At 41.9% G+C, this 25,639-nt stretch carries 22 protein-coding genes; 12 read left to right on the forward strand and 10 right to left on the reverse strand.

Annotated elements, in window-relative coordinates; all coding sequences use genetic code 11:
* From F9B91_RS03410 to F9B91_RS03455, 9 genes are all read left to right on the forward strand, one after another.
* On the forward strand, positions 1-534 hold the full coding sequence (locus tag F9B91_RS03410) for a cell division protein SepF (RefSeq protein WP_084924076.1): 534 nt from the start codon (positions 1-3) through the stop codon (positions 532-534).
* Positions 534-797, forward strand: coding sequence for a YggT family protein (locus F9B91_RS03415; protein ID WP_004257761.1), 264 nt, complete (start codon positions 534-536; stop codon positions 795-797). Before F9B91_RS03410 ends, F9B91_RS03415 begins: the two co-directional genes overlap by 1 nt.
* Positions 794-1,579 (forward strand): RNA-binding protein, encoded by a 786-nt coding sequence (locus F9B91_RS03420; protein ID WP_150922512.1) that lies wholly within the window; start codon positions 794-796, stop codon positions 1,577-1,579. Before F9B91_RS03415 ends, F9B91_RS03420 begins: the two co-directional genes overlap by 4 nt.
* 8 nt (positions 1,580-1,587) lie before the next feature.
* Positions 1,588-2,463: a DivIVA domain-containing protein gene (locus tag F9B91_RS03425; protein WP_150922513.1), complete on the forward strand. Its 876-nt coding sequence runs from the start codon at positions 1,588-1,590 to the stop codon at positions 2,461-2,463.
* 252 nt (positions 2,464-2,715) lie between these two features.
* Positions 2,716-5,508, forward strand: coding sequence for an isoleucine--tRNA ligase (ileS, locus tag F9B91_RS03435; RefSeq protein WP_150922515.1), 2,793 nt, complete (start codon positions 2,716-2,718; stop codon positions 5,506-5,508).
* A gap of 145 nt (positions 5,509-5,653) precedes the next feature.
* Positions 5,654-6,346: a phosphoglycerate mutase gene (locus F9B91_RS03440; protein ID WP_000240129.1), complete on the forward strand. Its 693-nt coding sequence runs from the start codon at positions 5,654-5,656 to the stop codon at positions 6,344-6,346.
* A 52-nt stretch (positions 6,347-6,398) separates the two neighbouring features.
* Entirely contained in the window at positions 6,399-8,810 is a 2,412-nt protein-coding gene (locus tag F9B91_RS03445; RefSeq protein WP_150922516.1) for a glycosyl hydrolase family 95 catalytic domain-containing protein, read from the forward strand.
* A 130-nt stretch (positions 8,811-8,940) separates the two neighbouring features.
* The gene (locus tag F9B91_RS03450; RefSeq protein ID WP_150922517.1) at positions 8,941-9,642 is read left to right on the forward strand and encodes an ABC transporter ATP-binding protein; all 702 of its coding nucleotides are present in this window, start codon (positions 8,941-8,943) and stop codon (positions 9,640-9,642) included.
* Between the two features lies 1 nt (position 9,643).
* Positions 9,644-12,352, forward strand: a complete 2,709-nt coding sequence (locus tag F9B91_RS03455; protein WP_150922518.1) for an ABC transporter permease — start codon at positions 9,644-9,646, stop codon at positions 12,350-12,352.
* Between the two features lie 95 nt (positions 12,353-12,447).
* On the opposite strand, the gene tpx is transcribed toward F9B91_RS03455, so the two are convergent.
* From tpx to F9B91_RS03475, 4 genes are all read right to left on the reverse strand, one after another.
* Positions 12,448-12,939: a thiol peroxidase gene (gene tpx, locus F9B91_RS03460; RefSeq protein ID WP_033686889.1), complete on the reverse strand. Its 492-nt coding sequence runs from the start codon at positions 12,937-12,939 to the stop codon at positions 12,448-12,450.
* Between the two features lie 150 nt (positions 12,940-13,089).
* Positions 13,090-14,019 carry a metal ABC transporter substrate-binding lipoprotein/adhesin PsaA gene (gene psaA / locus F9B91_RS03465; protein WP_084888713.1) on the reverse strand — a complete coding sequence of 310 codons (930 nt, stop codon included), beginning with the start codon at positions 14,017-14,019 and terminating at the stop codon, positions 13,090-13,092.
* Between the two features lie 31 nt (positions 14,020-14,050).
* Positions 14,051-14,899 carry a metal ABC transporter permease gene (locus F9B91_RS03470; RefSeq protein ID WP_000559776.1) on the reverse strand — a complete coding sequence of 283 codons (849 nt, stop codon included), beginning with the start codon at positions 14,897-14,899 and terminating at the stop codon, positions 14,051-14,053.
* A complete protein-coding gene (locus tag F9B91_RS03475; protein WP_150922519.1) occupies positions 14,896-15,618 on the reverse strand; it encodes a metal ABC transporter ATP-binding protein in 723 nt (240 codons plus the stop codon). Before F9B91_RS03475 ends, F9B91_RS03470 begins: the two co-directional genes overlap by 4 nt.
* Positions 15,619-15,798: 180 nt before the next feature.
* On the opposite strand from F9B91_RS03475, the gene pepO reads away from it, so the two are divergent.
* Positions 15,799-17,688 (forward strand): endopeptidase PepO, encoded by a 1,890-nt coding sequence (gene pepO, locus F9B91_RS03480; protein ID WP_191962414.1) that lies wholly within the window; start codon positions 15,799-15,801, stop codon positions 17,686-17,688.
* A 39-nt stretch (positions 17,689-17,727) separates the two neighbouring features.
* Here pepO and F9B91_RS03485 read toward each other — a convergent pair whose 3' ends face one another.
* Both F9B91_RS03485 and F9B91_RS03490 read right to left on the reverse strand, forming a co-directional pair.
* The gene (locus F9B91_RS03485; RefSeq protein WP_191962403.1) at positions 17,728-18,357 is read right to left on the reverse strand and encodes an MBL fold metallo-hydrolase; all 630 of its coding nucleotides are present in this window, start codon (positions 18,355-18,357) and stop codon (positions 17,728-17,730) included.
* 255 nt (positions 18,358-18,612) lie between these two features.
* Entirely contained in the window at positions 18,613-20,070 is a 1,458-nt protein-coding gene (locus F9B91_RS03490) for an N-acetylmuramoyl-L-alanine amidase (RefSeq protein ID WP_150922521.1), read from the reverse strand.
* A gap of 325 nt (positions 20,071-20,395) precedes the next feature.
* Here F9B91_RS03490 and F9B91_RS03495 point away from each other — a divergent pair, with 325 nt between their 5' ends.
* Positions 20,396-22,618: a RelA/SpoT family protein gene (locus F9B91_RS03495; RefSeq protein ID WP_150922522.1), complete on the forward strand. Its 2,223-nt coding sequence runs from the start codon at positions 20,396-20,398 to the stop codon at positions 22,616-22,618.
* Between the two features lie 29 nt (positions 22,619-22,647).
* The gene (gene dtd, locus F9B91_RS03500) at positions 22,648-23,091 is read left to right on the forward strand and encodes a D-aminoacyl-tRNA deacylase (RefSeq protein WP_084888701.1); all 444 of its coding nucleotides are present in this window, start codon (positions 22,648-22,650) and stop codon (positions 23,089-23,091) included.
* 38 nt (positions 23,092-23,129) lie between these two features.
* Here the strand turns inward: dtd and F9B91_RS03505 are convergent, their stop codons facing one another.
* The 4 genes from F9B91_RS03505 to F9B91_RS03520 form a co-directional block, all read right to left on the reverse strand.
* Complete coding sequence (locus F9B91_RS03505) at positions 23,130-23,543, reverse strand: hypothetical protein (protein ID WP_150922523.1); 414 nt, start codon at positions 23,541-23,543, stop codon at positions 23,130-23,132.
* Between the two features lie 18 nt (positions 23,544-23,561).
* The gene (locus F9B91_RS03510) at positions 23,562-23,975 is read right to left on the reverse strand and encodes a hypothetical protein (protein WP_150922524.1); all 414 of its coding nucleotides are present in this window, start codon (positions 23,973-23,975) and stop codon (positions 23,562-23,564) included.
* A gap of 130 nt (positions 23,976-24,105) precedes the next feature.
* The gene (locus F9B91_RS03515; protein WP_191962404.1) at positions 24,106-24,813 is read right to left on the reverse strand and encodes a nicotinamide mononucleotide transporter; all 708 of its coding nucleotides are present in this window, start codon (positions 24,811-24,813) and stop codon (positions 24,106-24,108) included.
* Between the two features lie 119 nt (positions 24,814-24,932).
* Complete coding sequence (locus F9B91_RS03520; protein ID WP_023946198.1) at positions 24,933-25,583, reverse strand: metal-dependent transcriptional regulator; 651 nt, start codon at positions 25,581-25,583, stop codon at positions 24,933-24,935.
* Between the last annotated feature and the right edge of the window lie 56 nt (positions 25,584-25,639).

The following is a 25,639-nucleotide window of genomic DNA, read 5'->3' on the forward strand; positions in this document are numbered from 1 at the left end:
ATGTCTTTAAAAGATAGATTTGATAAATTTATAGATTATTTTACAGAAGATGGAGAAGATGTTGGTACTGCATATCAGCCTAAAGCTGAAGAGCCGATTGTGACTCCAGTCTCTTCTGTTCAAGAGTTGCCTCAACAAGCTGGTAGCACGCCATCTAAAGATAAAAACATCACTCGTCTTCATGCCCGTCAACAAGAGTTGGCTATGCAAAGTCAACGTTCTACTGATAAGGTGACAATTGATGTTCGTTATCCACGTAAATACGAAGATGCCACAGATATTGTTGATTTATTAGCTGGTAACGAAAGTATTTTGATTGATTTCCAATATATGACAGAAGTTCAAGCTCGTCGTTGTTTGGACTATCTGGATGGGGCGCGCCATGTTTTAGCTGGTAACATGAAAAAGGTAGCATCTACTATGTACCTGCTGACACCAGTTGATGTTGTCGTCAATATTGAAGACATCAAAATTCCAGATGAATCACAAAATGGTGAATTTGGCTTTGATATGAAACGCACGAGAGTGAGATAATGATCTTTCTCATTCGTTTTGTTCAAAATGCAGTGGATATCTATTCACTGATTCTAATCGTGTTTGCTCTGATGTCTTGGTTTCCCAATGCTTATGAATCACGTCTTGGACGCTTGATTATTAGTTTAGTGAAACCGATAATAGCTCCCTTGCAACGTTTACCCCTCCAGATTGCAGGTCTTGACTTGTCTGTCTGGATTGCGGTATTACTAGTTCACTTCCTAGGGGAGCAGTTGATTCGACTTTTAGTGATCTTTCTATGAACAAGATGATTTATCAACACTTTTCTAAGAATGATTCGTCTTTTATTGATAAGGGATTAGAATGGATAAAAAAGGTAGAAGATTCTTATTCTCCTTTTTTAACACCTTTTGTAAATCCCCATCAAGAAAATATTTTAAAGGTGCTAGCATCAACCAACAGCATCTCCTACATGAGCAGTCGGCAGTTTCTTGAAACTGAATATGTACGGGTACTCCTGTATCCTGATTATTTTGAGCCGGGATTCTCTGATTTTGAACTTTCCTTGCAAGAAATTGTCTATCCTAATAAGTTTGAACGCCTAACGCATGCAAAAATATTAGGGACTGTTTTAAATCAGCTGGGAATTGATAGGAAGCTATTTGGTGATATCTTAGTCAACGAAGAGAGAGCACAGATTATCATTAATCGACAGTTTATGCTCCTTTTTCAAGACGGCATTACGAAAATTGCTCGTTTACCGGTTCGTCTAGAAGAACGGCATTTTACTGAGAAAATTGCTACAGTAGAAGATTATCAAGAATTAGATATTTGTATTGCTAGTTCTAGATTAGATGTTTTTCTAGCAGGTGTCTTCAAGCTGTCTAGAAATCAGGCAAGTCAGTTAATTGAAAAACAGGCAGTCCAAGTTAATTACCATTTAGTTGAAAAATCAGATTATGCAGTTCAAGTTGGTGATCTGATTAGTGTAAGGAAATTTGGTCGATTGAAACTCGTTAGAGATAATGGGCAAACAAAAAAAGATAAAAAGAAATTAACGGTCCAATTGTTATTAAGTAAGTGAGGAAAAATATGCCAATTACATCGTTAGAAATCAAAGATAAAACCTTTAGCACACGCTTCAGAGGGTTTGATCAAGAAGAAGTAGATGAATTTTTAGATATTGTAGTCCGTGATTATGAAGATTTGGTTCGCTCTAATCATGATAAGGATTTACATATTAAGAGTTTGGAAGAGCGTTTGTCTTACTTTGATGAGATGAAAGATTCATTGAGTCAATCTGTATTGATTGCTCAGGATACAGCTGAGCGAGTAAAACATGCTGCAACGGAACGTTCAAACAATATTATCCACCAAGCAGAGCAAGATGCCCAACGTTTGTTGGAAGAAGCTAAGTACAAGGCAAATGAAATTCTTCGTCAAGCAACTGACAATGCTAAGAAAGTTGCTGTTGAAACAGAAGAATTGAAAAACAAGAGCCGTGTCTTCCACCAACGTCTTAAATCTACAATTGAGAGCCAGTTAGCAATTGTTGAGTCTTCAGATTGGGAAGATATTCTTCGCCCAACAGCGACTTATCTTCAGACAAGTGATGAGGCCTTCAAAGAAGTGGTCAGCGAAGTCTTAGGTGACTCTGTCTTGCAACAACATCCAGAGGAAGAACCAATTGATATTACTCGCCAGTTTTCTCCCGAGGAAATGGCAGAGTTGCAAGCGCGTATCGAAGCGGCTAATAAGGAACTTGCAGAAGCCGAAGCAAGAGCTGAGCAGGAACAAGTGGTTTCACCAGCTCCGGTTTTTGAAGAAAGTCCAGCTCATCCAGTTGGTCCAATGTATGAAGAGCCAGAAGTAGCTCCAAGCCATTATTCAGGACCAACACCAGCTACTGAAGCTGTAAACTCAGAACCAGGTTTTGCGGCACCGCAAGAATCTGTTACAATTTTATAAGAAATATTCTGAGAACAATATCTTATCCTTATATTTCCAGCGAGCAGGAGATGGTGTGAGTCCTGTAATCCCTAATGATAAGATTATCCTCTCAAAAACTCAAGTCTGAAGCTAGTAAGATTTGACGTTCCCCACGTTACGGGATAAGAGGGAGAAAGACTAAATCTTTTTCCGAATAAAGGTGGTACCACGATTTTCGTCCTTTTTGGCAGTCGTGGTTTTTAATTTGTTATTATTTATAAAGGAGATACCATGAAACTCAAAGATACCCTTAACCTTGGGAAAACAGCTTTCCCAATGCGTGCAGGACTTCCTACCAAAGAGCCAGTTTGGCAAAAGGAGTGGGAAGATGCAAAGCTTTATCAACGTCGTCAAGAATTGAACCAAGGAAAACCTCATTTCACCTTGCATGATGGCCCTCCATACGCGAACGGAAATATTCACGTTGGACACGCTATGAACAAAATTTCAAAAGATATCATTGTTCGTTCAAAATCAATGTCAGGTTTTTACGCACCATTTATCCCAGGTTGGGACACTCATGGTCTGCCAATCGAGCAAGTTTTGGCAAAACAAGGTGTCAAACGTAAAGAAATGGACTTGGTTGAGTACTTGAAACTTTGCCGTGAATACGCTCTTTCTCAAGTAGATAAACAACGCGAAGACTTCAAACGTTTGGGTGTTTCTGGTGACTGGGAAAATCCATATGTGACTTTGACTCCTGACTATGAAGCAGCTCAAATCCGTGTATTTGGTGAGATGGCTAATAAAGGTTATATCTACCGTGGTGCAAAACCAGTTTACTGGTCTTGGTCATCTGAGTCAGCCCTTGCTGAAGCGGAGATTGAATACCATGATTTGGTTTCAACTTCCCTTTACTATGCCAACAAGGTAAAAGATGGCAAAGGTGTTCTAGATACAGATACTTATATCGTAGTCTGGACAACAACTCCATTTACCATCACAGCTTCTCGTGGTCTGACTGTTGGTGCAGATATTGATTACGTTTTGGTTCAACCTGCTGGTGAAGATCGCAAGTTTGTGGTTGCTGCAGAATTGTTGGCTAGCTTGTCTGAGAAGTTTGGTTGGGGTGATGTTCAAGTTTTGGCAACTTACCGTGGTCAAGAATTGAACTACATCGTAACAGAACACCCATGGGATACAGCTGTAGATGAGTTGGTTATCCTTGGTGATCACGTTACCACTGACTCTGGTACTGGTATTGTCCATACAGCCCCTGGTTTTGGTGAGGACGACTACAATGTTGGTATTGCTAATGGTCTTGAAGTCGCAGTGACTGTTGACGAACGTGGTATCATGATGAAGAATGCTGGTCCTGAGTTTGAAGGTCAATTCTATGATAAGGTTGTCCCAACTGTTATTGAAAAACTTGGTAACCTCCTTCTTGCCCAAGAAGAAATCTCTCACTCATACCCATTTGACTGGCGTACGAAGAAACCAATTATCTGGCGTGCAGTACCACAATGGTTTGCCTCAGTTTCTAAATTCCGCCAAGAAATCTTGGATGAAATTGAAAAAGTGAAATTCCACTCAGAATGGGGTAAAGTCCGTCTTTACAATATGATTCGTGACCGTGGCGACTGGGTTATCTCTCGTCAACGTGCTTGGGGTGTTCCGCTTCCAATTTTCTACGCTGAAGATGGTACAGCGATCATGACTGCTGAAACGATTGAACATGTGGCTCAACTCTTTGAGGAACATGGTTCAAGCATTTGGTGGGAACGTGATGCCAAAGACCTTTTACCAGAAGGATTTACTCATCCAGGTTCACCAAATGGGGAGTTCAAGAAAGAAACAGATATCATGGACGTTTGGTTTGACTCAGGTTCATCATGGAATGGAGTTGTAGTAAACCGTCCTGAGTTAACTTACCCAGCAGACCTTTACCTAGAAGGTTCTGACCAGTACCGTGGTTGGTTCAACTCTTCACTCATCACATCTGTTGCCAACCATGGTGTAGCACCTTACAAACAAATCTTGTCACAAGGTTTTGCCCTTGACGGTAAAGGTGAGAAGATGTCTAAATCTCTTGGAAATACCATTGCTCCTAGCGATGTTGAAAAACAATTTGGTGCTGAAATCTTGCGTCTCTGGGTAACAAGTGTTGACTCAAGTAACGACGTACGTATCTCTATGGATATCTTGAGCCAAGTTTCTGAAACTTACCGTAAGATTCGTAACACTCTTCGTTTCTTGATTGCTAACACATCTGACTTTAACCCAGCTCAAGACGCAGTAGCTTACGATGAGCTTCGTTCAGTTGATAAGTACATGACTATTCGCTTTAACCAGCTTGTCAAGACCATTCGTGATGCTTACGCAAACTTTGAATTCTTGACAATCTATAAGGCCTTGGTAAACTTTATCAACGTTGATTTGTCAGCCTTCTACCTTGATTTTGCCAAAGATGTTGTTTATATCGAAGGTGCCAAATCATTGGAACGCCGTCAAATGCAGACTGTCTTCTATGACATTCTTGTCAAAATCACCAAACTCTTGACACCAATCCTTCCTCACACTGCGGAAGAAATCTGGTCATATCTTGAGTTTGAAGCAGAAGATTTTGTTCAATTGTCAGAATTGCCAGAAGCAGAGACATTTGCTAATCAAGAAGAAATCTTGGATACATGGGCTGCCTTCATGGACTTCCGTGGACAAGCTCAAAAAGCCTTGGAAGAAGCGCGTAATGCAAAAGTTATCGGTAAATCACTTGAAGCACACTTGACAGTTTATCCAAATGAAGTGGTGAAAACTCTACTTGAAGCAGTAAACAGCAATGTGGCTCAACTTTTGATCGTGTCAGACTTGACCATCGCAGAAGGACCAGCTCCAGAAGCTGCCGTTAGCTTCGAAGATGTAGCCTTTACAGTTGAACGTGCTGCAGGTGAAGTATGTGACCGTTGCCGTCGTATCGACCCAACAACAGCAGAGCGCAGCTACCACGCAGTCATCTGTGACCACTGTGCAAGCATCGTAGAAGAAAACTTTGCGGAAGCAGTCGCAGAAGGATTTGAAGAGAAATAGGGTTGTTGTATGATACTAAGAAGGAAAAGGATTGCCAAACAGTCCTTTCCTTTTTGGTTTTGACTAGCTTTTTTGTGAAAAATTGTGTAAAATAGAATAGATAAACGAGGGGAAACCTCGGAAAATTTAAAGGAGAATCCATCTAATGGTAAAATTGGTTTTTGCTCGCCACGGTGAGTCTGAATGGAACAAAGCTAACCTTTTCACTGGTTGGGCTGATGTTGATTTGTCTGAAAAAGGTACACAACAAGCGATTGACGCTGGTAAATTGATCAAAGAAGCTGGTATCGAATTTGACCAAGCTTACACTTCAGTATTGAAACGTGCGATTAAAACAACTAACTTGGCTCTTGAAGCTTCTGACCAATTGTGGGTTCCAGTTGAAAAATCATGGCGTTTGAACGAACGTCACTATGGTGGTTTGACTGGTAAAAACAAAGCTGAAGCTGCTGAACAATTTGGTGATGAGCAAGTTCACATCTGGCGTCGTTCATACGATGTATTGCCTCCAAACATGGACCGTGATGATGAGCACTCAGCTCACACAGACCGTCGTTACGCTTCACTTGACGACTCAGTTATCCCAGATGCTGAAAACTTGAAAGTGACTTTGGAACGTGCCCTTCCATTCTGGGAAGATAAAATCGCTCCAGCTCTTAAAGATGGCAAAAACGTATTCGTAGGAGCTCACGGTAACTCAATCCGTGCCCTTGTAAAACACATCAAAGGTTTGTCAGATGACGAAATCATGGACGTGGAAATCCCTAACTTCCCACCATTGGTATTCGAATTTGACGAAAAATTGAACGTAGTTTCTGAATACTACCTTGGAAAATAAAAAATTGTAAGCCTAGGATTGATTTCTAGGCTTTTTATGTTAGTATGGAAGTATGATAAGGAATAAAAAACAAGATTATGTATTGGTCTACAATCAACCAGCGTCAACAACATATAAGGGCTGGGAAGAAGAGGCCTTACCGATAGGCAATGGTTCTCTAGGGGCTAAAGTCTTTGGGCTTATAGGGGCTGAGCGGATTCAATTTAATGAAAAAAGTCTCTGGTCTGGAGGTCCACTTCCTGATAGTTCAGATTATCAGGGTGGAAATCTTCAGGACCAGTATGGTTTTTTATCTGATATTCGGCAGGCTTTGGAAAAGAGAGATTACAATCGGGCTAAGGAACTGGCTGAACAGCAACTAGTCGGGCCAAAAACGAGTCAATATGGGACCTATCTGTCCTTTGGGGATATTCATATTGAGTTTAGTCAGCAAGGTACGACTTTGTCTCAGGTTACGGATTACCAGAGGCAACTGAATATCAGTAAGGCGCTTGCGACGACTTCTTATGTCTATAAGGGAACGAAATTTGAACGTGAAACTTTTGCGAGTTTTCCAGATAATCTCTTGGTTCAACGTTTAACTAAGGAAGGGTTGGAAACTCTAGATTTTACTATGGAACTGTCGCTAAGTCGTGATTTGGCTTCTGATGGAAAGTATGAGGAGGAAAAATCTGATTACAAGGAGTGTCAGCTGGATATCTCTCCTTCTCATATCTTGATGAAGGGACGGGTTAAAGACAATGACCTGCAGTTTGCTAGCTGTCTAGCTTGGGAAACGGATGGAGACATTAGAGTTTGGTCAGATAAGGTTCAGATATCAGGAGCCAGTTATGCCAATCTCTTCTTGGTGGCTAAGACGGATTTTGCTCAAAATCCTGCTAGCAATTATCGTAAGAAAATAGATTTAGAGCAGCAAGTAAAGGACTTGGTGGACACAGCTAAAGAAAAGGGCTATACCCAATTGAAATCAAGGCATGTTGAGGACTACCAAGCCTTATTCCAGCGTGTTCAATTGGATTTGGGAGCTGAGTTTGATGCATCCACTACAGATGATTTGCTAAAAAATTATAAGCCACAAGAGGGGCAGGCTTTGGAGGAGTTGTTCTTCCAATATGGACGGTATTTATTGATTAGTTCTTCTAGAGATTGCCCAGATGCTCTACCAGCTAATCTACAGGGAGTCTGGAATGCGGTCGACAATCCTCCTTGGAATTCGGACTATCACCTGAATATCAATCTGCAGATGAATTATTGGCCAGCCTATGTTACTAATCTTCTAGAGACGGCTTTTCCAGTCATCAACTATATCGATGATTTGCGTGTCTATGGTCGTCTAGCGGCTGCAAGGTATGCAGGAATCGTCTCTCAGAAAGGTGAGGAGAATGGTTGGCTGGTTCATACTCAAGCGACTCCTTTTGGCTGGACGGCACCTGGTTGGGATTACTATTGGGGTTGGTCACCAGCTGCCAATGCGTGGATGATGCAAACTGTTTATGAAGCCTATTCATTTTATAGGGACCAAGACTATCTTAGGGAGAAAATTTATCCCATGTTAAGGGAAACAGTTCGTTTTTGGAATGCCTTTTTACATAAGGATCAGCAGGCGCAGCGTTGGGTGTCTTCTCCGTCTTATTCCCCAGAACATGGCCCGATTTCGATTGGCAATACCTATGACCAATCTCTGATTTGGCAGTTATTTCATGATTTTATTCAGGCTGCTCAGGAATTGGGACTGGATGAGGCTTTGTTGACTGAGGTCAAGGAGAAGTTTGATTTGCTTAATCCTCTTCAAATCACTCAATCTGGTCGAATCAGGGAGTGGTATGAGGAGGAAGAGCAGCATTTTCAAAATGAGAAAGTGGAGGCCCAGCATCGGCACGCTTCCCATCTAGTGGGACTCTATCCTGGCAATCTCTTTAGCTATAAGGGAAAAGAGTATCTTGAAGCAGCGCATGCTAGTCTCAATGATCGTGGAGATGGCGGTACAGGTTGGTCCAAGGCTAATAAGATCAATCTTTGGGCGCGTCTAGGAGATGGCAATCGAGCCCATAAATTATTAGCAGAGCAGTTAAAGTCATCCACCTTGCCAAATCTTTGGTGTAGTCATCCTCCTTTTCAGATAGATGGTAATTTTGGTGCTACTGGTGGCATGGCAGAAATGTTGCTCCAGTCTCATACAGCTTATCTGGTACCTCTAGCCGCCCTACCCGATGCATGGTCAACAGGTTCCGTTTCAGGCTTAATGGCACGTGGACATTTTGAAATTAGCATGAGATGGGCGGATAAAAAACTCTTACAGTTGACCATTTTATCAAGAAGTGGAGGAGATTTGCGCGTCTCTTATCCAGATATTGAGAAGAGTGTGATTAAATTGGATAAAGAAAAAATAAAAGCGAAATGCATGGGGAAAGATTGTATTTCGGTGGCAACAGCAGAAGGCGATCTGGTTCAATTTTATTTTTAAGAAGGTGATAGAAGGCAGTAGTTTGAGACTGCCTTTTAATAAGGATTTGAGAATGTAAGCAGTTTCCAACTAGTTGAAAAAGCGTTATAATGGTAATAGGAAGTAATTTGTTTAAGAGAGGGTAGCACTAATGGCTTATATTGAGATGAAACACTGTTACAAGCGTTATCAGGTTGGGGACACGGAGATTGTGGCTAATCGTGATGTGAATTTTGAGATTGAAAAGGGAGAATTGGTTATTATTCTAGGTGCATCTGGTGCAGGCAAGTCAACGGTTCTTAACCTTCTTGGGGGGATGGATACTAATGATGAAGGGGAAATCTGGATTGATGGTGCCAATATTGCAGACTATAGTTCCCACCAGCGTACCAATTACCGCCGCAATGATGTCGGCTTTGTTTTTCAGTTTTATAATCTAGTTTCCAATCTAACCGCTAAGGAAAATGTGGAGTTGGCCTCAGAAATCGTGACAGATGCCTTGAATCCTGGGCAGGTTTTGACAGATGTAGGTCTGGCTCATCGTCTCAATAACTTTCCAGCCCAGCTGTCTGGAGGGGAGCAACAGCGAGTCTCCATTGCACGCGCGGTAGCCAAAAATCCTAAAATCCTCCTTTGTGACGAACCGACTGGAGCCTTGGATTATCAGACGGGCAAGCAGGTTTTGAAAATTCTCCAAGATATGTCTCGTCAAAAAGGGGCAACAGTGATTATCGTGACTCACAATGGAGCTTTGGTCCCCATTGCTGATCGCGTGATTCATATGCATGATGCCAGTGTCAAGGATGTGGTGATTAACCAGCATCCTCAGGATATTGACAGTTTGGAGTACTAGCATGATTAAGCGAAAAACTTATTGGAAGGACTTAATTCAGTCCTTCACAGGCTCCAAGGGGCGTTTTTTATCCATCTTGACCTTGATGATGTTGGGGTCTCTAGCCCTAGTAGGTCTCAAAGTAACCAGTCCCAACATGGAGGCGACAGCTAATGCTTATTTAACAACTGCTCAAACCTTGGATTTGGCAGTTATGTCTAATTATGGTTTGGATCAAACAGATCAAGAAGAACTAGAACAGATAGAGGGCGCAGAGGTTGAGTTTGGCTATTTGACAGATGTGACTATGGAGAATGGGCAGGATGCCATTCGACTGTACTCCAAACCAGAGCGAATTTCTACCTTTCAGCTAAGAGAGGGACGACTTCCTCAGTCAGACAAGGAAATCGCTTTGGCCACTCATTTGCAAGGCCAATACAGCGTGGGACAGGAGATTAGTTTTAAAGAAAAAGAAGAGGGTCATTCCTCTTTAAAAGATCATACTTATACCATTACTGGTTTTGTAGATTCAGCTGAAATCCTCTCCCAGCGAGATATGGGCTACGCAGGAAGTGGAAGTGGGACTCTGACAGCCTACGGGGTCATTTTACCTAGTCAGTTTGATCAGAAAGTCTACAATATAGCTCGTTTAAAATATCAAGATTTAGCAGGCTTAAATGCTTTTTCAGTAGCTTATGAAGAAAAATCCAAGCAACATCAGGAAGACCTTGAACAAGCTTTGTCAGATAATGGCAAGGCACGTCTGCAACTCTTGAAAAAAGAAGGACAAGAGTCTCTAGACAAAGGTCAAGAGACACTTGACAAGGCTGAGACTAATTTGCAGGAAGGCAAGCGTCGTTTAGCAACTGCTCAAGCTCGTTTACAGGCTCAGGAAAGTCAACTAGCCTTGCTTCCTCAAGTTCAGAGAGAGCAGGCTAGTGCTCAACTTACCCAAGCTAAGCAGGAATTGAGCGAGGAAGAGGACAAACTAAAGCAGGCTGAACAAAATCTAGCCCAAGAAAAGGAAAAATTAGAAAAACATCAGCAAATCTTGGATGATTTAGCTGAGCCCAAGTATCAAGTCTATAATCGTCAGACCATGCCTGGTGGTCAGGGCTATCTCATGTATAGCAATGCTACAGCCAGTATTCGGGCAGTGGGCAATATCTTTCCTGTAGTGCTTTATGCTGTTGCAGCCATGGTGACCTTTACAACCATGACTCGCTTTGTGGATGAAGAGCGAACTCATGCAGGGATTTTTAAGGCCTTGGGCTATCGCAGTAAGGATATTATCGCCAAGTTTCTCCTCTACGGTCTAGTAGCTGGTACTCTAGGAACAGCTCTAGGTAGTATACTTGGTCATTATTTGCTAGCCAGTGTGATTTCAAGTGTCATTACAAAAGGCATGGTGGTGGGAGAAACTCAGATTCAGTTCTATTGGACCTATAGCTTTCTGGCTCTTGTCTTGAGTTGGTTGGCGAGTGTGTTACCAGCCTACTTGGTAGCTCGTAGGGAACTTCATGACGAAGCAGCCCAGCTTTTACTGCCTAAACCTCCTGTTAAAGGAGCTAAAATCTTACTAGAGCGCATCGGTTTTATCTGGCGTCGTCTCAGTTTTACCCATAAGGTAACAGCCCGCAATATTTTCCGTTATAAGCAGCGGATGTTGATGACGATCTTTGGTGTGGTAGGTTCAGTCGCTCTGCTCTTTGCAGGTTTGGGAATCCAATCCTCTGTAGCAGGAGTTCCGTCTAGACAGTTTCAACAAATCCAACAGTATCAGATGATTGTCTCTGAAAATCCTAGTGCGACCAATCAGGACAAGGCAAATCTAGAAGAAGTGTTGAAGGGGCAGGACATTAAAGCCTACCAGAAAATCTATTCAAAAACGCTAGACAAGGATTTCAAAGGTAAGGCTGGTCTTCAGACAATTACCCTTATGATGACAGAGAAGGAGGATTTGACTCCCTTTATTCATCTGCAAAATCATCAGCAGGAGATGACATTAAAAGATGGCGTCGTTATTACAGCTAAACTTGCCCAGCTGGCAGGTGTCAAGGTTGGGCAGACTCTAGAAATTGAAGGTAAGGAACTAAAGGTCGCTGCTATTGCTGAGAACTACGTTGGTCACTTTATTTATATGAGTCAGGCTAGCTATGAGCAAATTTACGGACAGCTACCTCAAGCCAACACTTATCTGGTCTCGCTAAGGGATACCAGTGCTCCTAGTATCGAAAGACAGGCCGGCTTGCTTATGAATCAAGCTGCGGTGTCCAGCGTTGTCCAGAATGCTTCAGCCATTCGGCTCTTTGACTCGGTCGCAAGTTCACTCAATCAGACCATGACCATCTTGGTCATCGTGTCGGTTCTGTTGGCTATTGTTATCCTTTACAATCTAACCAACATTAACGTAGCTGAGAGAATCCGTGAACTCTCCACTATCAAGGTTCTCGGTTTTCATAACAATGAAGTCACTCTCTACATTTACCGTGAGACGATTGTGCTGTCCCTTGTGGGAATTGTCCTTGGTCTAGTAGCTGGTTTCTATTTACACCAATTTTTGATTCAAATGATTTCACCTGCGACTATTCTCTTTTATCCGCAGGTAGGCTGGGAAGTCTATGTAATTCCAGTGGCAGCAGTAAGCATCATTTTGACCTTGCTTGGTTTCTTTGTCAATTATCATCTGAGAAAGGTTGATATGCTTGAAGCCTTGAAATCCGTAGAGTAAGCTAGTTGTTTTTAGCAGCTTAAACTTATATTTACTCGTAAACAAAAATCCTCCGTTTCAAAGAGCAGGAAACTCTTTGTGACAGAGGATTTTTTCTATAGGGCTTTAGCTGCTGCAATTGCGGCTTCGAAGTTTGGTTCTGAGTTGATATTGTCCACATATTCAACGTAGCGAATCGTATTGTCAGTATCGAGGACAAAGACTGCGCGTGCCAATAGGTGCCATTCATTGATTAAGAGGGCGTAGTCACGTCCAAAGGAATGGTCGAAATAGTCTGAGAGCATGATGGCATTTTCAATGCCTTCAGCACCACACCAACGTTTTTGGGCAAAGGGTAGGTCCATGGAAACAGTCAATACGACCGTATTGTCCAGTCCAGCCAGTTCTTGGTTAAAACGACGCGTTTGAGTTGAGCAGATGCCTGTATCGATAGAAGGCACGACACTCAAGACTTTTTTCTTGCCATCAAAATCAGCCAGAGATTTTTTAGAAAGGTCTGTTGTAGTGAGTGAAAAATCAAGTGCCTTGTCGCCGACTTGTAGTTGTTTACCTGTAAAGCTCACAGGATTTCCGAGGAAAGTTACCATAAGATACTCCAATCTTTTTTCTTCCATTTTAGCTGAAACAGTCGGAATTTTCCAGTGATTTGACTGGAAATGTGGGCATAGAAAAAACGTCATCTCACGTGTGAGAATGACGTTTTTCAGAGGCTTATACTCTTCGAAAATCAAAGAGTATTATTTTGCCAATCCTTCAGCAATCTTGTCAAGGTTGTATTTCATCATGTTGTAGTAGCTGTCGCCTTCTTTACCTTGTTCTGCGATAGAGTCAGTAAAGATTTGTGCGTAGATTGGGATGTTTGTGTCTTGTGAAACAGTCTTCATTGGACGGTCATCCACACTTGATTCTACAAAGAGTGAAGGAACTTTTGTTTGGCGAAGTTTTTCAACCAAGGTCTTGATTTGGTCAGGTGTTCCTTCTTCTTCAGTGTTGATTTCCCAGATATAGGCACTTGGGACACCGTAGGCTTTAGAGAAGTATTTGAAGCATCCTTCGCTGGTTACGATCAATTTCTTCTCAGCAGGGATGTTGTTAAATTTCTCTTTAGCTTCCTTGTCAAGTTTGTCTAGCTTATCAGTATATTCTTTGAGATTTTTTTCGTAGAATTCCTTGTTGCTAGGGTCTTTAGCGCTCAATTGTTTTGCGATATTCTTAGCAAAAATAATCCCGTTTTCAAGGTTAAGCCAAGCGTGTGGATCTTCTTTGCCTTTTTCGTTTTGACCTTCAAGGTAGATAACATCAACGCCTTCGCTGACTGCAAAGTAGTCTTTGTTTTCAGTTTTCTTAGCATTTTCTACCAATTTTGTAAACCAAGCATTGCCACCTGTTTCAAGGTTGATACCATTATAGAAAATCAAATCAGCTTGAGAAGTTTTCTTAACGTCTTCAGGGAGTGGTTCGTATTCGTGTGGGTCTTGACCAACAGGAACGATACTGTGAAGATCAATCTTATCACCAGCAATATTTTTAGTAATATCAGCGATGATTGAGTTTGTAGCAACAACTTTTAGTTTTTGACCAGAAGCTGCATCTTTTTTTCCGCTAGCACATGCTACAAGAGCAATGACAGAAAGAAAAAGAACGAGTAATGTACCTAATTTTTTCATTAGATCCTCCAATTTATTGGGGTTTTGCCCCTTATTTTAACAAATGTTTATTTTTCAGTTTCAAATATCGTTGTTTTGGAGCGATAAAGAAGCTAATGAGAAAGAAACTAGCGGCTGTAAGCACGATACTAGAACCTGCTGCAACGTTAAAGCTATAGCCGATAAAGAGTCCCAAAACTGAAGCTGTAGCTCCAAAGGTTGAGGAAAGGAAAATCATGCTTTTCAGGCTATTAGCATAGAGATAAGCAGTTGCAGCTGGGGTAATCAGCATGGCTACAATCAGGATAGTTCCGACACTTTGCATGGCTGTCACAGACACGAGAGTTAGGAGTACCATGAGTAAGTAGTGATAGAAATTGACAGGCATTCCCATGGCTTTAGCCAAGAGTTCATCAAAGGATGTTATCAAGAGTTGCTTGAAGAAAATCCAGATTAACAAGAGAATGGCTGCCCCTACACCCATAGTAATAAACATATCTGTATCTTGGACGGCCAGGATATTTCCGAAAAGGATATGGAAAAGGTCAGTTGAACTTTTAGCGACACTAATCAAGATGATACCGAGGGCTAAGAAAGAAGAAAAGGTAATGCCGATGGCGGTATCGCTTTTGATAATCGAGTTCCCCTTGATGTAGGTAATGATGATGGCAGCTAGCAGTCCAAAGACAATGGCTCCGATAAAGAAGTCAAGGCCCAAGATGAAGGAGAGGGCTACACCTGGTAAGACAGCATGTGAAATGGCATCTCCCATGAGTGACATCCCGCGTAGGATGATGAAACATCCCACAGCTCCAGCTACGACCCCGATGACAATAGCTGTTATCAAGGCATTTTGTAAGAAATGGAATTTTTGCAATCCATCGATAAATTCTGCAATCATAGGTCACCTCCATTGAAAAATAGTCGATTACCGTAAGCTTCTTTGAGATTGGCTTCGGTAAAGGTTTCTTTGGTTGGACCAAAGGCAATCACTTCTCGATTGACAAGCAAGACTTGATCGAAGTAGTGGGGAACCTTGCTGAGGTCGTGGTGGACGATGAGAACCGTCTTTCCAGCTTTTTTCAGATCTCTCAGCGTATTCATGATGATTTCCTCACTGACTGAGTCAATCCCAACAAAAGGTTCATCCAAGAGGATATAATCGGCTTCCTGAACCAAACATCTGGCAATCAAGACTCGCTGGAATTGACCTCCAGACAGTTGACTGATCTGACGTTCAGCGTAGTCAGCTAGGCCGACGATTTCAAGGGCTTCTTGCACTTTCTTCCAATGTTTGACTTTTAAAGCTCGGAAGAGTGGGATCGATGGATAGAGTCCTAGTGAGACACATTCCTTGACCTTGATGGGAAAGTTGTAGTCGATATTGATTTTTTGTTCGACATAGGCAATTCGATGTAAGGACTTTTTAACTTCCTTGTCATCGAGAAATGCCTGACCTTGATGTGGGATAATTCCCAGCATCCCTTTTAAAAGTGTTGATTTTCCAGCACCGTTAGGACCAATGATTCCAGTAATTGTTGGTCCTTGGAGCACTAGTGAAATATCCTTAAGTGCCAACGTTTCTTTGTAGGAGACACTGAGGTTTTCGATACGTATCATACAGTTGTATTCCTCCTGTCTCTTAATATACCTTAAAAAAAAAATTAAGTCAAGTTAATTTTTGAAAAAATTAAAATAATAACTGAAAAATGATAGAAAAGGAAAGTTCATTTTTAATTGCATTCCAAGGTAATTTTTGTTAAGCTAAAAACAAGTACAAATGAAAGCGAGAACAAGACGATACGTTATCAAGACGATTTTTATGATGCAATCAATGGAGAATGGCAACAGACAGCTGAAATCCCAGCAGATAAGTCTCAAACGGGAGGTTTTGTTGATTTAGATCAGGAAATTGAAGACCTGATGCTGGCGACAACAGACAAGTGGTTGGCAGGTGAAGAGGTGCCTGAGGATGCTATCTTGGCAAACTTTGTCAAATACCACCACCTAGTTCGTGATTTTGACAAGAGAGAAGCTGACGGTATCAAACCTGTCTTACCACTTCTTAAAGAATTCCAAGAATTGGAGACTTTTGCAGATTTTACAGCTAGACTAGCAGAGTTTGAACTTGCTGGAAAACCAAACTTCCTTCCTTTTGGTGTATCGCCAGACTTTATGGATGCCAGAATCAACGTTTTATGGGCTAGCGCTCCAAGCACGATTCTGCCAGATACGACTTACTATGCTGAAGACCATCCTCAACGCGAAGAGCTCTTGACTCTTTGGAAAGAAACTAGCGCAAATCTTCTCAAGGCTTATGATTTCTCTGATGAAGAAATTGAAGACTTGCTGGAGAAAAGACTAGAATTGGACCGTCGCGTGGCGGCAGTAGTGCTCTCTAATGAAGAAAGTTCAGAGTATGCTAAACTCTACCATCCATATTCTTATGAAGATTTCAAAAAATTCGCGCCTGCCCTACCTTTGGATGACTTCTTCCAAGCAGTTCTTGGACAAGTGCCAGACAAGGTTATCGTAGACGAGGAACGTTTCTGGCAAGCAGCAGAGCAATTCTATAGTGAAGAAGCTTGGCCTCTCCTCAAGGCAACCTTAATTTTGAGTGTTGTCAATCTTTCAACCAGCTATTTAACAGAAGAAATCCGTGTCTTGTCAGGTGCCTATAGCCGTGCGCTTTCAGGAGTTCCAGAAGCCAAAGACAAGGTCAAGGCAGCTTATCAACTAGCACAAGGTCCTTTCAAACAAGCCTTAGGTCTTTGGTATGCCCATGAAAAATTCTCTCCAGAGGCTAAGGCAGATGTAGAGAAAAAAGTGGCAACTATGATTGATGTCTATAAGGAACGCTTGGCTAAAAATGACTGGTTGACTCCAGAAACTCGTGACAAGGCCATCGTCAAACTCAATGTCATCAAGCCTTATATTGGTTACCCAGAAGAATTGCCAGAACGCTACAAGGACAAGGTAGTGGATGAGACTGCTAGTCTTTTTGACAATGCTCTAGCCTTTGCGCGTGTGGAAATCAAGCACAGTTGGAGCAAGTGGAACCAACCTGTAGACTACAAGGAGTGGGGCATGCCTGCTCATATGGTCAATGCTTACTACAATCCACAGAAGAACCTAATTGTCTTCCCAGCGGCCATTTTGCAAGCACCTTTCTATGACTTGCATCAGTCATCTTCTGCTAACTACGGGGGTATTGGGGCAGTTATTGCTCATGAAATTTCCCACGCCTTTGATACCAACGGAGCTTCCTTTGATGAAAATGGTAGCCTCAAGGATTGGTGGACAGAGAGTGACTATGCTGCCTTCAAGGAGAAAACACAAAAAGTTATTGACCAGTTTGATGGACAGGATTCTTATGGTGCAACCATCAACGGTAAATTGACTGTATCAGAAAACGTGGCTGACTTGGGAGGAATCGCTGCGGCGCTTGAAGCAGCTAAGAGAGAACCAGACTTCTCGGCAGAAGAATTCTTCTACAACTTCGGTCGTATCTGGCGCATGAAAGGTCGTCCAGAATTTATGAAACTTTTGGCTAGCGTTGATGTGCACGCACCAGCTAAACTTCGTGTCAATGTGCAAGTACCAAACTTCGATGATTTCTTTACAACCTATGATGTCAAAGAAGGCGACGGTATGTGGCGTTCACCAGAAGACCGCGTGATTATTTGGTAAAACAAAACCCAAGGATTTTTGTCCTTGGGTTTTAACTTGCTAGAAAAAAGGATTGAAGGTTTTTTCGTGAGCAATAGTAGTAGCTGGTCCATGCCCTGGATAGACATCGTAGTTAGGGAGGGTGAAGAGTTGAGTCTGGATACTATGGAGGAGTTGTTCCATACTACCAGTTGGAAGGTCGGTCCGTCCGATTGTTTCACGGAAAAGAGCATCACCTGTCAAGACTAGGTGAGCATCAGGAAAGACGATAGAAACACCACCGATAGAATGTCCTGGTGTTGGCAAGACAGTGAAACGAAATTCCTCCAGTTGGTATTCTTCGTGAAAGACAAAAGTGTGTTCTGCAGGTTTTGCGACCACATCTGCCATATCATCGTGGCGAGGGAGGCCAGAGAGATTGTCGACAGGAGTATAGAGCCAGCTGGCTTCACTCTCTGCGATATAGACAGGAGGATTGCCAAAAGTTTCGCGCACCAAGTCCAGACTCATGATATGGTCATAATGGGCGTGGGTCAATAGAATGGCGCAGATTGGTTTGTTGATGTTCTCGATGGTTTGACGAATGGCTTCCCAATGGCTACCAGGATCGACAACGATGAGGTGTTTTTTACCTTCTAGGTAATAGGTATTTTCATAGGCAACAGGATTGACGGTTTTATGGATTTTCATATTGACTCCAATCTCAAAGAATGTACTAATACTCTTCGAAAATCTCTTCAAACCGCGTCAACTTTATCTGCAACCTCAAAGCGGTGCTTTGAGCAACCTGCGGCTAGTTTCCTAGTTTGCTCTTTGATTTTCATTGAGTATAAATTAAGTATAGCACAGTTAGGAAGAATAAGCTGAAAAGGGAAATAGGTCTAGAAAGAAGAACTAGATTTAGATAAAAAATAAGCCCCGAATGAGTTCGAGGCTTAAGCTGTTTTAATTACCAGCATAATATTTTTGGATTCCCTTGATAATCCCTTCAACTAGTTTATCTTGGTAGTCACTGCTGCGGATTTTTTGGTTTTCTTCTGGATTATCCATATATCCCATCTCTAGCAAAACAGCTGGTTTAGCTGTTTCACGTAGAACAGCAAAGGTTGCTTGCAAGAGCCCAGCATCTCTAGCTCCAGTTTCAGCTAGCAGTGAAGAATGGATATCGGCTGCGAGACGATTACTTTCACTCATCCGTTCAGGATTGTTGTGCCAATCCTTGTTAATCTTGCTAGGGAAACCAGGTTCATCCTTGTAAGAATAGGTCTGGATACCCAGATTAACGGTTGTATCATTCCCTTTTGCATTGAAATGAAGGCTGATGAAAAAGTCAGCATTGGTCTTGTTGACCATACGAGAACGCTCGGTAATAAAATCAACGTCTATATCACTATCTCGAGAGGTGAGAACGGTATAGCCGAGTCCTTCTAGTTGTTTACGTAGCTTACGATAAACCTGTAGGTTCAATTCTTTTTCAGCTATGCCATAGTAATAAGCCCCGCGATCCTTACCACCGTGACCTGGATCGAGAAAGATAGTTTTAGAGTAATGTCCTTTTTGAAAACCTTGTGCTAATTCACGAACCCATTTTCCATTCCCTTGGAAGAGCTGGTTTTTACCATCCACAGCATAGGTTCCTGTAACATACACACCATCATCCTTAAGATAGTACCAAGCTTGATAGTCTGGGTCGTAAATCCATTCCTTATGGGCCATGTAGCCACCAGATTTAAGATAGTAGGAACCAATCCATTGTTTTTGGGCATAGCGTCCGCCAGATTTTAGGTAAAACCAACTAGAGTAGCTTTGGTCGTAGACCCATTCCTTATCTGCCATAGCACCACTGGATTTGAGGTAGTAATCGCCTTTCCAGATATTGGCCAACATTCTACCATAGCCATCAAAAGCATACCACTTGCCATTGATTTGGCTCCATTGGTTGGATAAATATTTACCTGAACTATTGATATAGTACCAATTATTGCCCATTTGGTACCAGCTGTTTTCAAGCAAGTAGCCATGACTATCAAAGAGATAACCATCATAGAGGGTATCTGTAAATTTGACACCAGTTTGACTATAAAAAGTCCACTTGTTCCCCTCTTTTACCCAGCCAGTTTGTATAGGTTGATTATGTTGGGTTTCCCTAGAAAGAGAAGGTTTACTTTCTTGTTCACTTGAACTAGCTGTACTTGTCGAAGTTTCTGCACTAGCTTGAGAGCTACTAGCAGAAGTATTTGTAGAACTGTTAGTAGAATGACTAGTGGAAGTATTTGTTGAGCTACTGATTGAACTAGTCATAGGGGTAGTAGTAGAATGACTCGTATCATCAGCCAAAACGACTTGATTTGTTAGTCCAAGAACAGCTAAGGCTAAAAGTGTCAGTCTTTTGTGTGATTTCATGTGAGATACCTTTCTAGAGAGATGAAAATTCAGTAATTATCGTAAAATACTGTTCTTATTACCATTATACACTAAAAAAATCAGAAAATTACCAAAATATCAAACCTTTTCTTATTTAAACAGAAGAAAAGATTTTTATTTCACTAACTTTTAGCGTAGACTATATTTCAAAAAAGTTAGATGAAAATCAGATAATTTTATTTTTTAAGTTTGAATCTTATTCTATCATCCGTCCCAACAAATTGAATAGCTTCAGAATCCTCTTTTTCTAGTTTTCATATTCTTAAAAAAGTGATAAAATGGTAGGAAGAATTGGAGAGTAGAGATGCCAAAAGAAGTGAATTTAACAGGCGATGAAGTTGTCGCTTTAACACAGAAATATTTATCGGAAGAGGATGTGGCTTTTGTCCATAAGGCCTTGGTCTATGCGGTGGATTGCCATTGTGGTCAATATCGCCAATCAGGTGAGCCTTATATCATTCACCCCATCCAAGTGGCAGGTATTTTAGCTAAGCTCAAGTTGGATGCTGTAACGGTAGCTTGTGGTTTCCTGCATGACGTGGTGGAAGATACAGATGCGACCTTGGACGATTTGGAAAGAGAGTTTGGTCCTGATGTGCGGGTAATCGTAGATGGGGTTACCAAGCTTGGTAAGGTCAAATACAAGTCTCACGAAGAGCAGTTGGCAGAAAATCATCGCAAGATGCTCATGGCCATGTCTGAGGACATCCGCGTTATCTTGGTTAAACTGTCTGACCGCTTGCACAATATGCGGACGCTTAAACATCTTCGAAAAGACAAGCAGGAGCGTATTTCCAAAGAAACCATGGAAATCTATGCTCCACTTGCCCACCGTCTGGGGATTTCTAGCGTCAAATGGGAATTGGAAGACCTATCTTTTCGTTATCTCAACCCAACGGAGTTTTACAAGATTACCCATATGATGAAGGAAAAGCGCAGAGAGCGTGAAGCCTTGGTGGATGAGGTAGTTACGAAACTAGAAGACTATACGACGGATCGTCACTTGAAAGGGAAGATTTACGGTCGTCCCAAGCATATTTACTCGATTTTCCGCAAAATGCAGGATAAGAGAAAACGGTTTGAGGAAATCTATGACCTGATTGCCATTCGCTGTATTTTAGATACCCAAAGTGATGTCTATGCCATGCTTGGTTACGTGCATGAGCTTTGGAAACCCATGCCTGGTCGCTTTAAAGACTATATCGCTAACCGCAAGGCCAATGGTTATCAGTCTATCCATACGACTGTCTATGGGCCAAAAGGGCCAATCGAGTTCCAGATTCGGACTAAAGAAATGCACGAGGTGGCTGAGTACGGGGTTGCGGCTCACTGGGCTTATAAGAAGGGCATCAAGGGGCAAGTTAACAGCAAGGAATCAGCTATTGGGATGAACTGGATCAAGGAGATGATGGAGCTCCAAGACCAGGCTGATGATGCCAAGGAATTTGTGGATTCAGTTAAGGAAAACTATCTGGCTGAGGAGATTTATGTCTTTACTCCAGATGGAGCTGTTCGTTCCCTTCCCAAAGATTCAGGACCGATTGACTTTGCCTACGAAATCCATACAAAGGTCGGTGAAAAAGCGACGGGTGCCAAGGTCAATGGCCGTATGGTTCCTCTGACAACCAAGCTCAAGACAGGGGATCAGGTTGAAATTGTCACCAACCCGAACTCCTTTGGGCCAAGCCGTGATTGGCTTAACATGGTCAAGACCAGCAAGGCCCGCAACAAGATTCGTCAGTTCTTTAAAAACCAAGATAAGGAATTGTCTATCAATAAGGGTCGTGAAATGTTGATGGCTCAGTTCCAAGAAAACGGCTATGTGGCCAATAAATTCATGGACAAGCGTCATATGGACCAAGTTCTGCAAAAGACCAGCTACAAGACAGAAGAGTCCCTCTTTGCGGCTATTGGTTTTGGAGAAATTGGAGCTATTACTGTCTTTAACCGTCTGACTGAAAAGGAACGTCGTGAGGAAGAACGTGCTAAGGCCAAGGCGGAAGCAGAAGAGCTTGTCAAAGGTGGCGAGATCAAGGTTGAAAACAAAGAAACCCTCAAGGTTAAGCATGAGGGTGGAGTGGTCATTGAAGGTGCCTCAGGTCTCCTAGTGCGGATTGCCAAGTGTTGTAATCCTGTTCCTGGTGACGATATTGTCGGCTACATTACCAAGGGTCGTGGTGTAGCTATTCACCGTGTGGACTGTATGAACCTGCGTGCCCAAGAAAACTACGAGCAACGTCTCCTTGATGTGGAGTGGGAAGATCAGTATTCAAACTCAAATAAGGAGTATGTAGCTCATATCGATATCTATGGTCTCAACCGTACAGGACTGTTGAATGATGTACTGCAAGTTCTTTCAAACACAACCAAGAATATATCAACAGTCAACGCTCAACCAACCAAGGATATGAAGTTTGCTAATATCCATGTATCCTTCGGCATTGCCAACCTCTCGACGCTGACTACGGTCGTGGACAAGATTAAGAGTGTGCCAGAAGTTTACTCTGTTAAACGAACCAATGGCTAATTGTCCTAGCTCTTACTAGAAAGGCTATTATGAAAATCATTATCCAACGGGTTACAAAAGCCCAAGTGAGTATCGAAGGTCAGGTTCAGGGGAAAATCAATCAGGGGCTCTTATTGCTGGTTGGTGTTGGACCAGAGGACCAAGAGGAAGATTTGGACTATGCTGTGAGAAAACTGGTCAATATGCGGATTTTTTCAGACGCAGAAGGCAAGATGAACCTCTCTGTCAAAGATATTGAAGGAGAAATCCTCTCTATTTCTCAGTTTACCCTCTTTGCGGATACTAAGAAAGGCAATCGTCCAGCCTTTACAGGGGCAGCCAAGCCTGATATGGCATCAGACTTCTATGATGATTTCAATCAAAAATTAGCGCAAGAAGTGCCCGTTCAGACAGGCATCTTTGGAGCTGATATGCAGGTTGAGCTGGTCAATGACGGACCAGTTACCATTATCCTAGATACTAAAAATAGATAAGAAAGACCAAGCCCAGCCGGCTTGGTTTTTCTCATCTATCATAAAATACTCCAAAATGCAATCGGTTCTTGATATGCTTGGGGGAAGTTTCTTTTCAGGCTTTGGCAGGTGCGATAGGAAGGGATGAGGTGTCCTAGGGTTAGGAGAGTTCCCTGAAGGAAAAGTGGCACACCACTCAAACATATCAAGGAGAGAATGATCAGGCTATCCCATAGAAGGATTTGTAAGGCAAAACGCCAGAATCTTGGTCTAATCTGGGAATAGAGGTGACTAAAGTGGTCACAAAGTTGGTTTGAAAGATAGGTCAATAGCACAGGATGAAAGAAAATGAGCCAACCGCTATAAATCAAAATCCAGTCCCAAGTAAGCCCCCCTTTAAATGTCAAAAATGCCAGCATGATTCCATCAATGACAAGGAGTTGAGTGGTTTTGATGAAGATGATTTTTTTCATGATAACCCCTCCTTTTCCTTAGAGACACTCCCATAAAGAGATATGTTTGTCGTAAAAGTCTGGATAGTTGTCTCTTAGGTAGTCGGCCGTCATATAATATAAAGTAGAATGGCAAGCAGTGATGATTGGCATAAGAGAGAGAAAACGCTGAGAACTAACGAAGGTTAAAAGGACAAAAAATAGAAAATCAATGGAGAGAATCCCTAAATAGTAGAAGCGAATCTTTTTATTGATTTGAGGATAAATCTCAGCGAATTGATGTTTGAGTCGGACAACCAAGCGAAATAACAGGAGTCCTTGAGTAAGGAGGAAAATAAAACCAGAGAGCAAGAGCCACTCCAAAGATGTCTCGGGTCTTTTGCTAAAAAATGCGAATAGTAGCAAATCGATGACTGCAATTGTTGTAAAATGGATTCTATAGAGTTTTCTCATGACAAGACCTCCCTCTTTTATCTAGCTTCATTTTACTCCAAACGAATGGGAGATACAACTAAAATGATAAAAAATTTTAGTAAGGAGATTCTATTAAGTCGACTTGCTTTTTTATTTAAGTTTCCTTCTATTATCTAACTTCTTCATCATTCCAGACAAATAAAGCTCCGATTGCATTGAGGATATAAAAGATGTATTTACCGATATTGGCGAAGTTTCCTTGAATACCAGCTTTTGTCAGCTGAACGAAATTGTAAATCAACCAAAAGCCCCACTGAGTTGTTAGTTTCAATGCGTTAAAAGCATTTGCAATGAGGGACAGTGCAAAGGCAATAGTTGTTACGTAGGCAAGGAGATTCATCTTTCCTCCATAGCCGATATAGTTTGTCACAAAGGCAAAGAGGAAGGCGATGATGGAAATGATGATGGCCGCCAATTTTAACTGTTTTTGGCTCATTTGGTTGGGTCTACCTTCTTGCGAAGCTTCCCATTTCTTAATAGCAAAGGTATAAATGAGGAAGGTGACAGGATAGGTAATGATGGCCGCCTTATTTCCCAGGATATAATCAATGGTGCCGGACAAAATCGTATTAACAATACCAAAGTAATTTCCCCATTTGCTTAATTTTCCCGTGAAACGAGTGGACAACATGGAAATTCCAACATTGGTTACGGAAATGAATCCAAAGGGAACAAGAGCTGTCCATGGTCCCCAGTCTACGAATTTGTCGAGACGGGAGTTAAGATAGCCAGATGCGATCGCAATTCCAACGACCAAAGCAACTCCGAAGAGGTCAAACCATTTAGATGTCGCAAAAATTTTTAGTGATTTTTTCATAGTTTAAGGTATCTTTCTTGTTTTTTACATCGATTTTATAATAAAATAAAAGCAAAATCAAATGATAGAAATAAAACCCTGAAAATTAAACTTTCAGGGTTAGTGGGGGACTTGAGAAATTAGTTGATTTTCTCGACATAGAGTTGTTTGGCAATGTCCATATTCACTTGTAAATCTTCATTTTTAGTGAGGATAGTGAAGGTATTGCTGAAGCCATCAAACTGCTTGACTTGGAGAGGATCACCGATGTGAAGCGAGTGCTTGTCCAGATAATGGAGAATGTCAAAACTATCGTGCACCCGAGTCAGACGGTAGGAGCCAGCTTCCTTGATATCCGCAAGGGGCAGGTTATTGATTTCAACTAAGAGTTCTCCCTTGGCTGGAATGGTTCCTCCGTGGGGACAGGTTTTAGGGAAACCTAGCAGTTTATCCAGTCTTTCCACGAAGAGGTCAGAGACAGTGTGTTCCAAGACCTCAGCTTCCTCGTGAATCTGGTCACTCGTATAGTCTAAATGATGGACTAGAAAAACTTCAATCAAGCGGTGTTTGCGGTAGAGTTCTGAGACCAGTTTAAGCCCTAGGTCAGTCAGTAGATAGCCACATTCCTTGTCCTTAAGGATGAGATTTTCACTCTTCATCCGTTTAATCATTTCAGTTACGGCAGGGGGAGAGACTTGCATGCGGGCAGCAATTTCCTTGTTGGTAATTTTATGCAGGTCTATGCCGATTTCATAAATACATTTTAGATAATCTTCTTTATTCGGGGTCATTCGCTTCCTCTTGTCTAATATCTTTATCTAGTATATCAAAAAAAGCTAGATTTCTC

The organism is Streptococcus mitis, from assembly GCF_008763935.1.
Taxonomy (GTDB): domain Bacteria; phylum Bacillota; class Bacilli; order Lactobacillales; family Streptococcaceae; genus Streptococcus; species Streptococcus mitis_DB.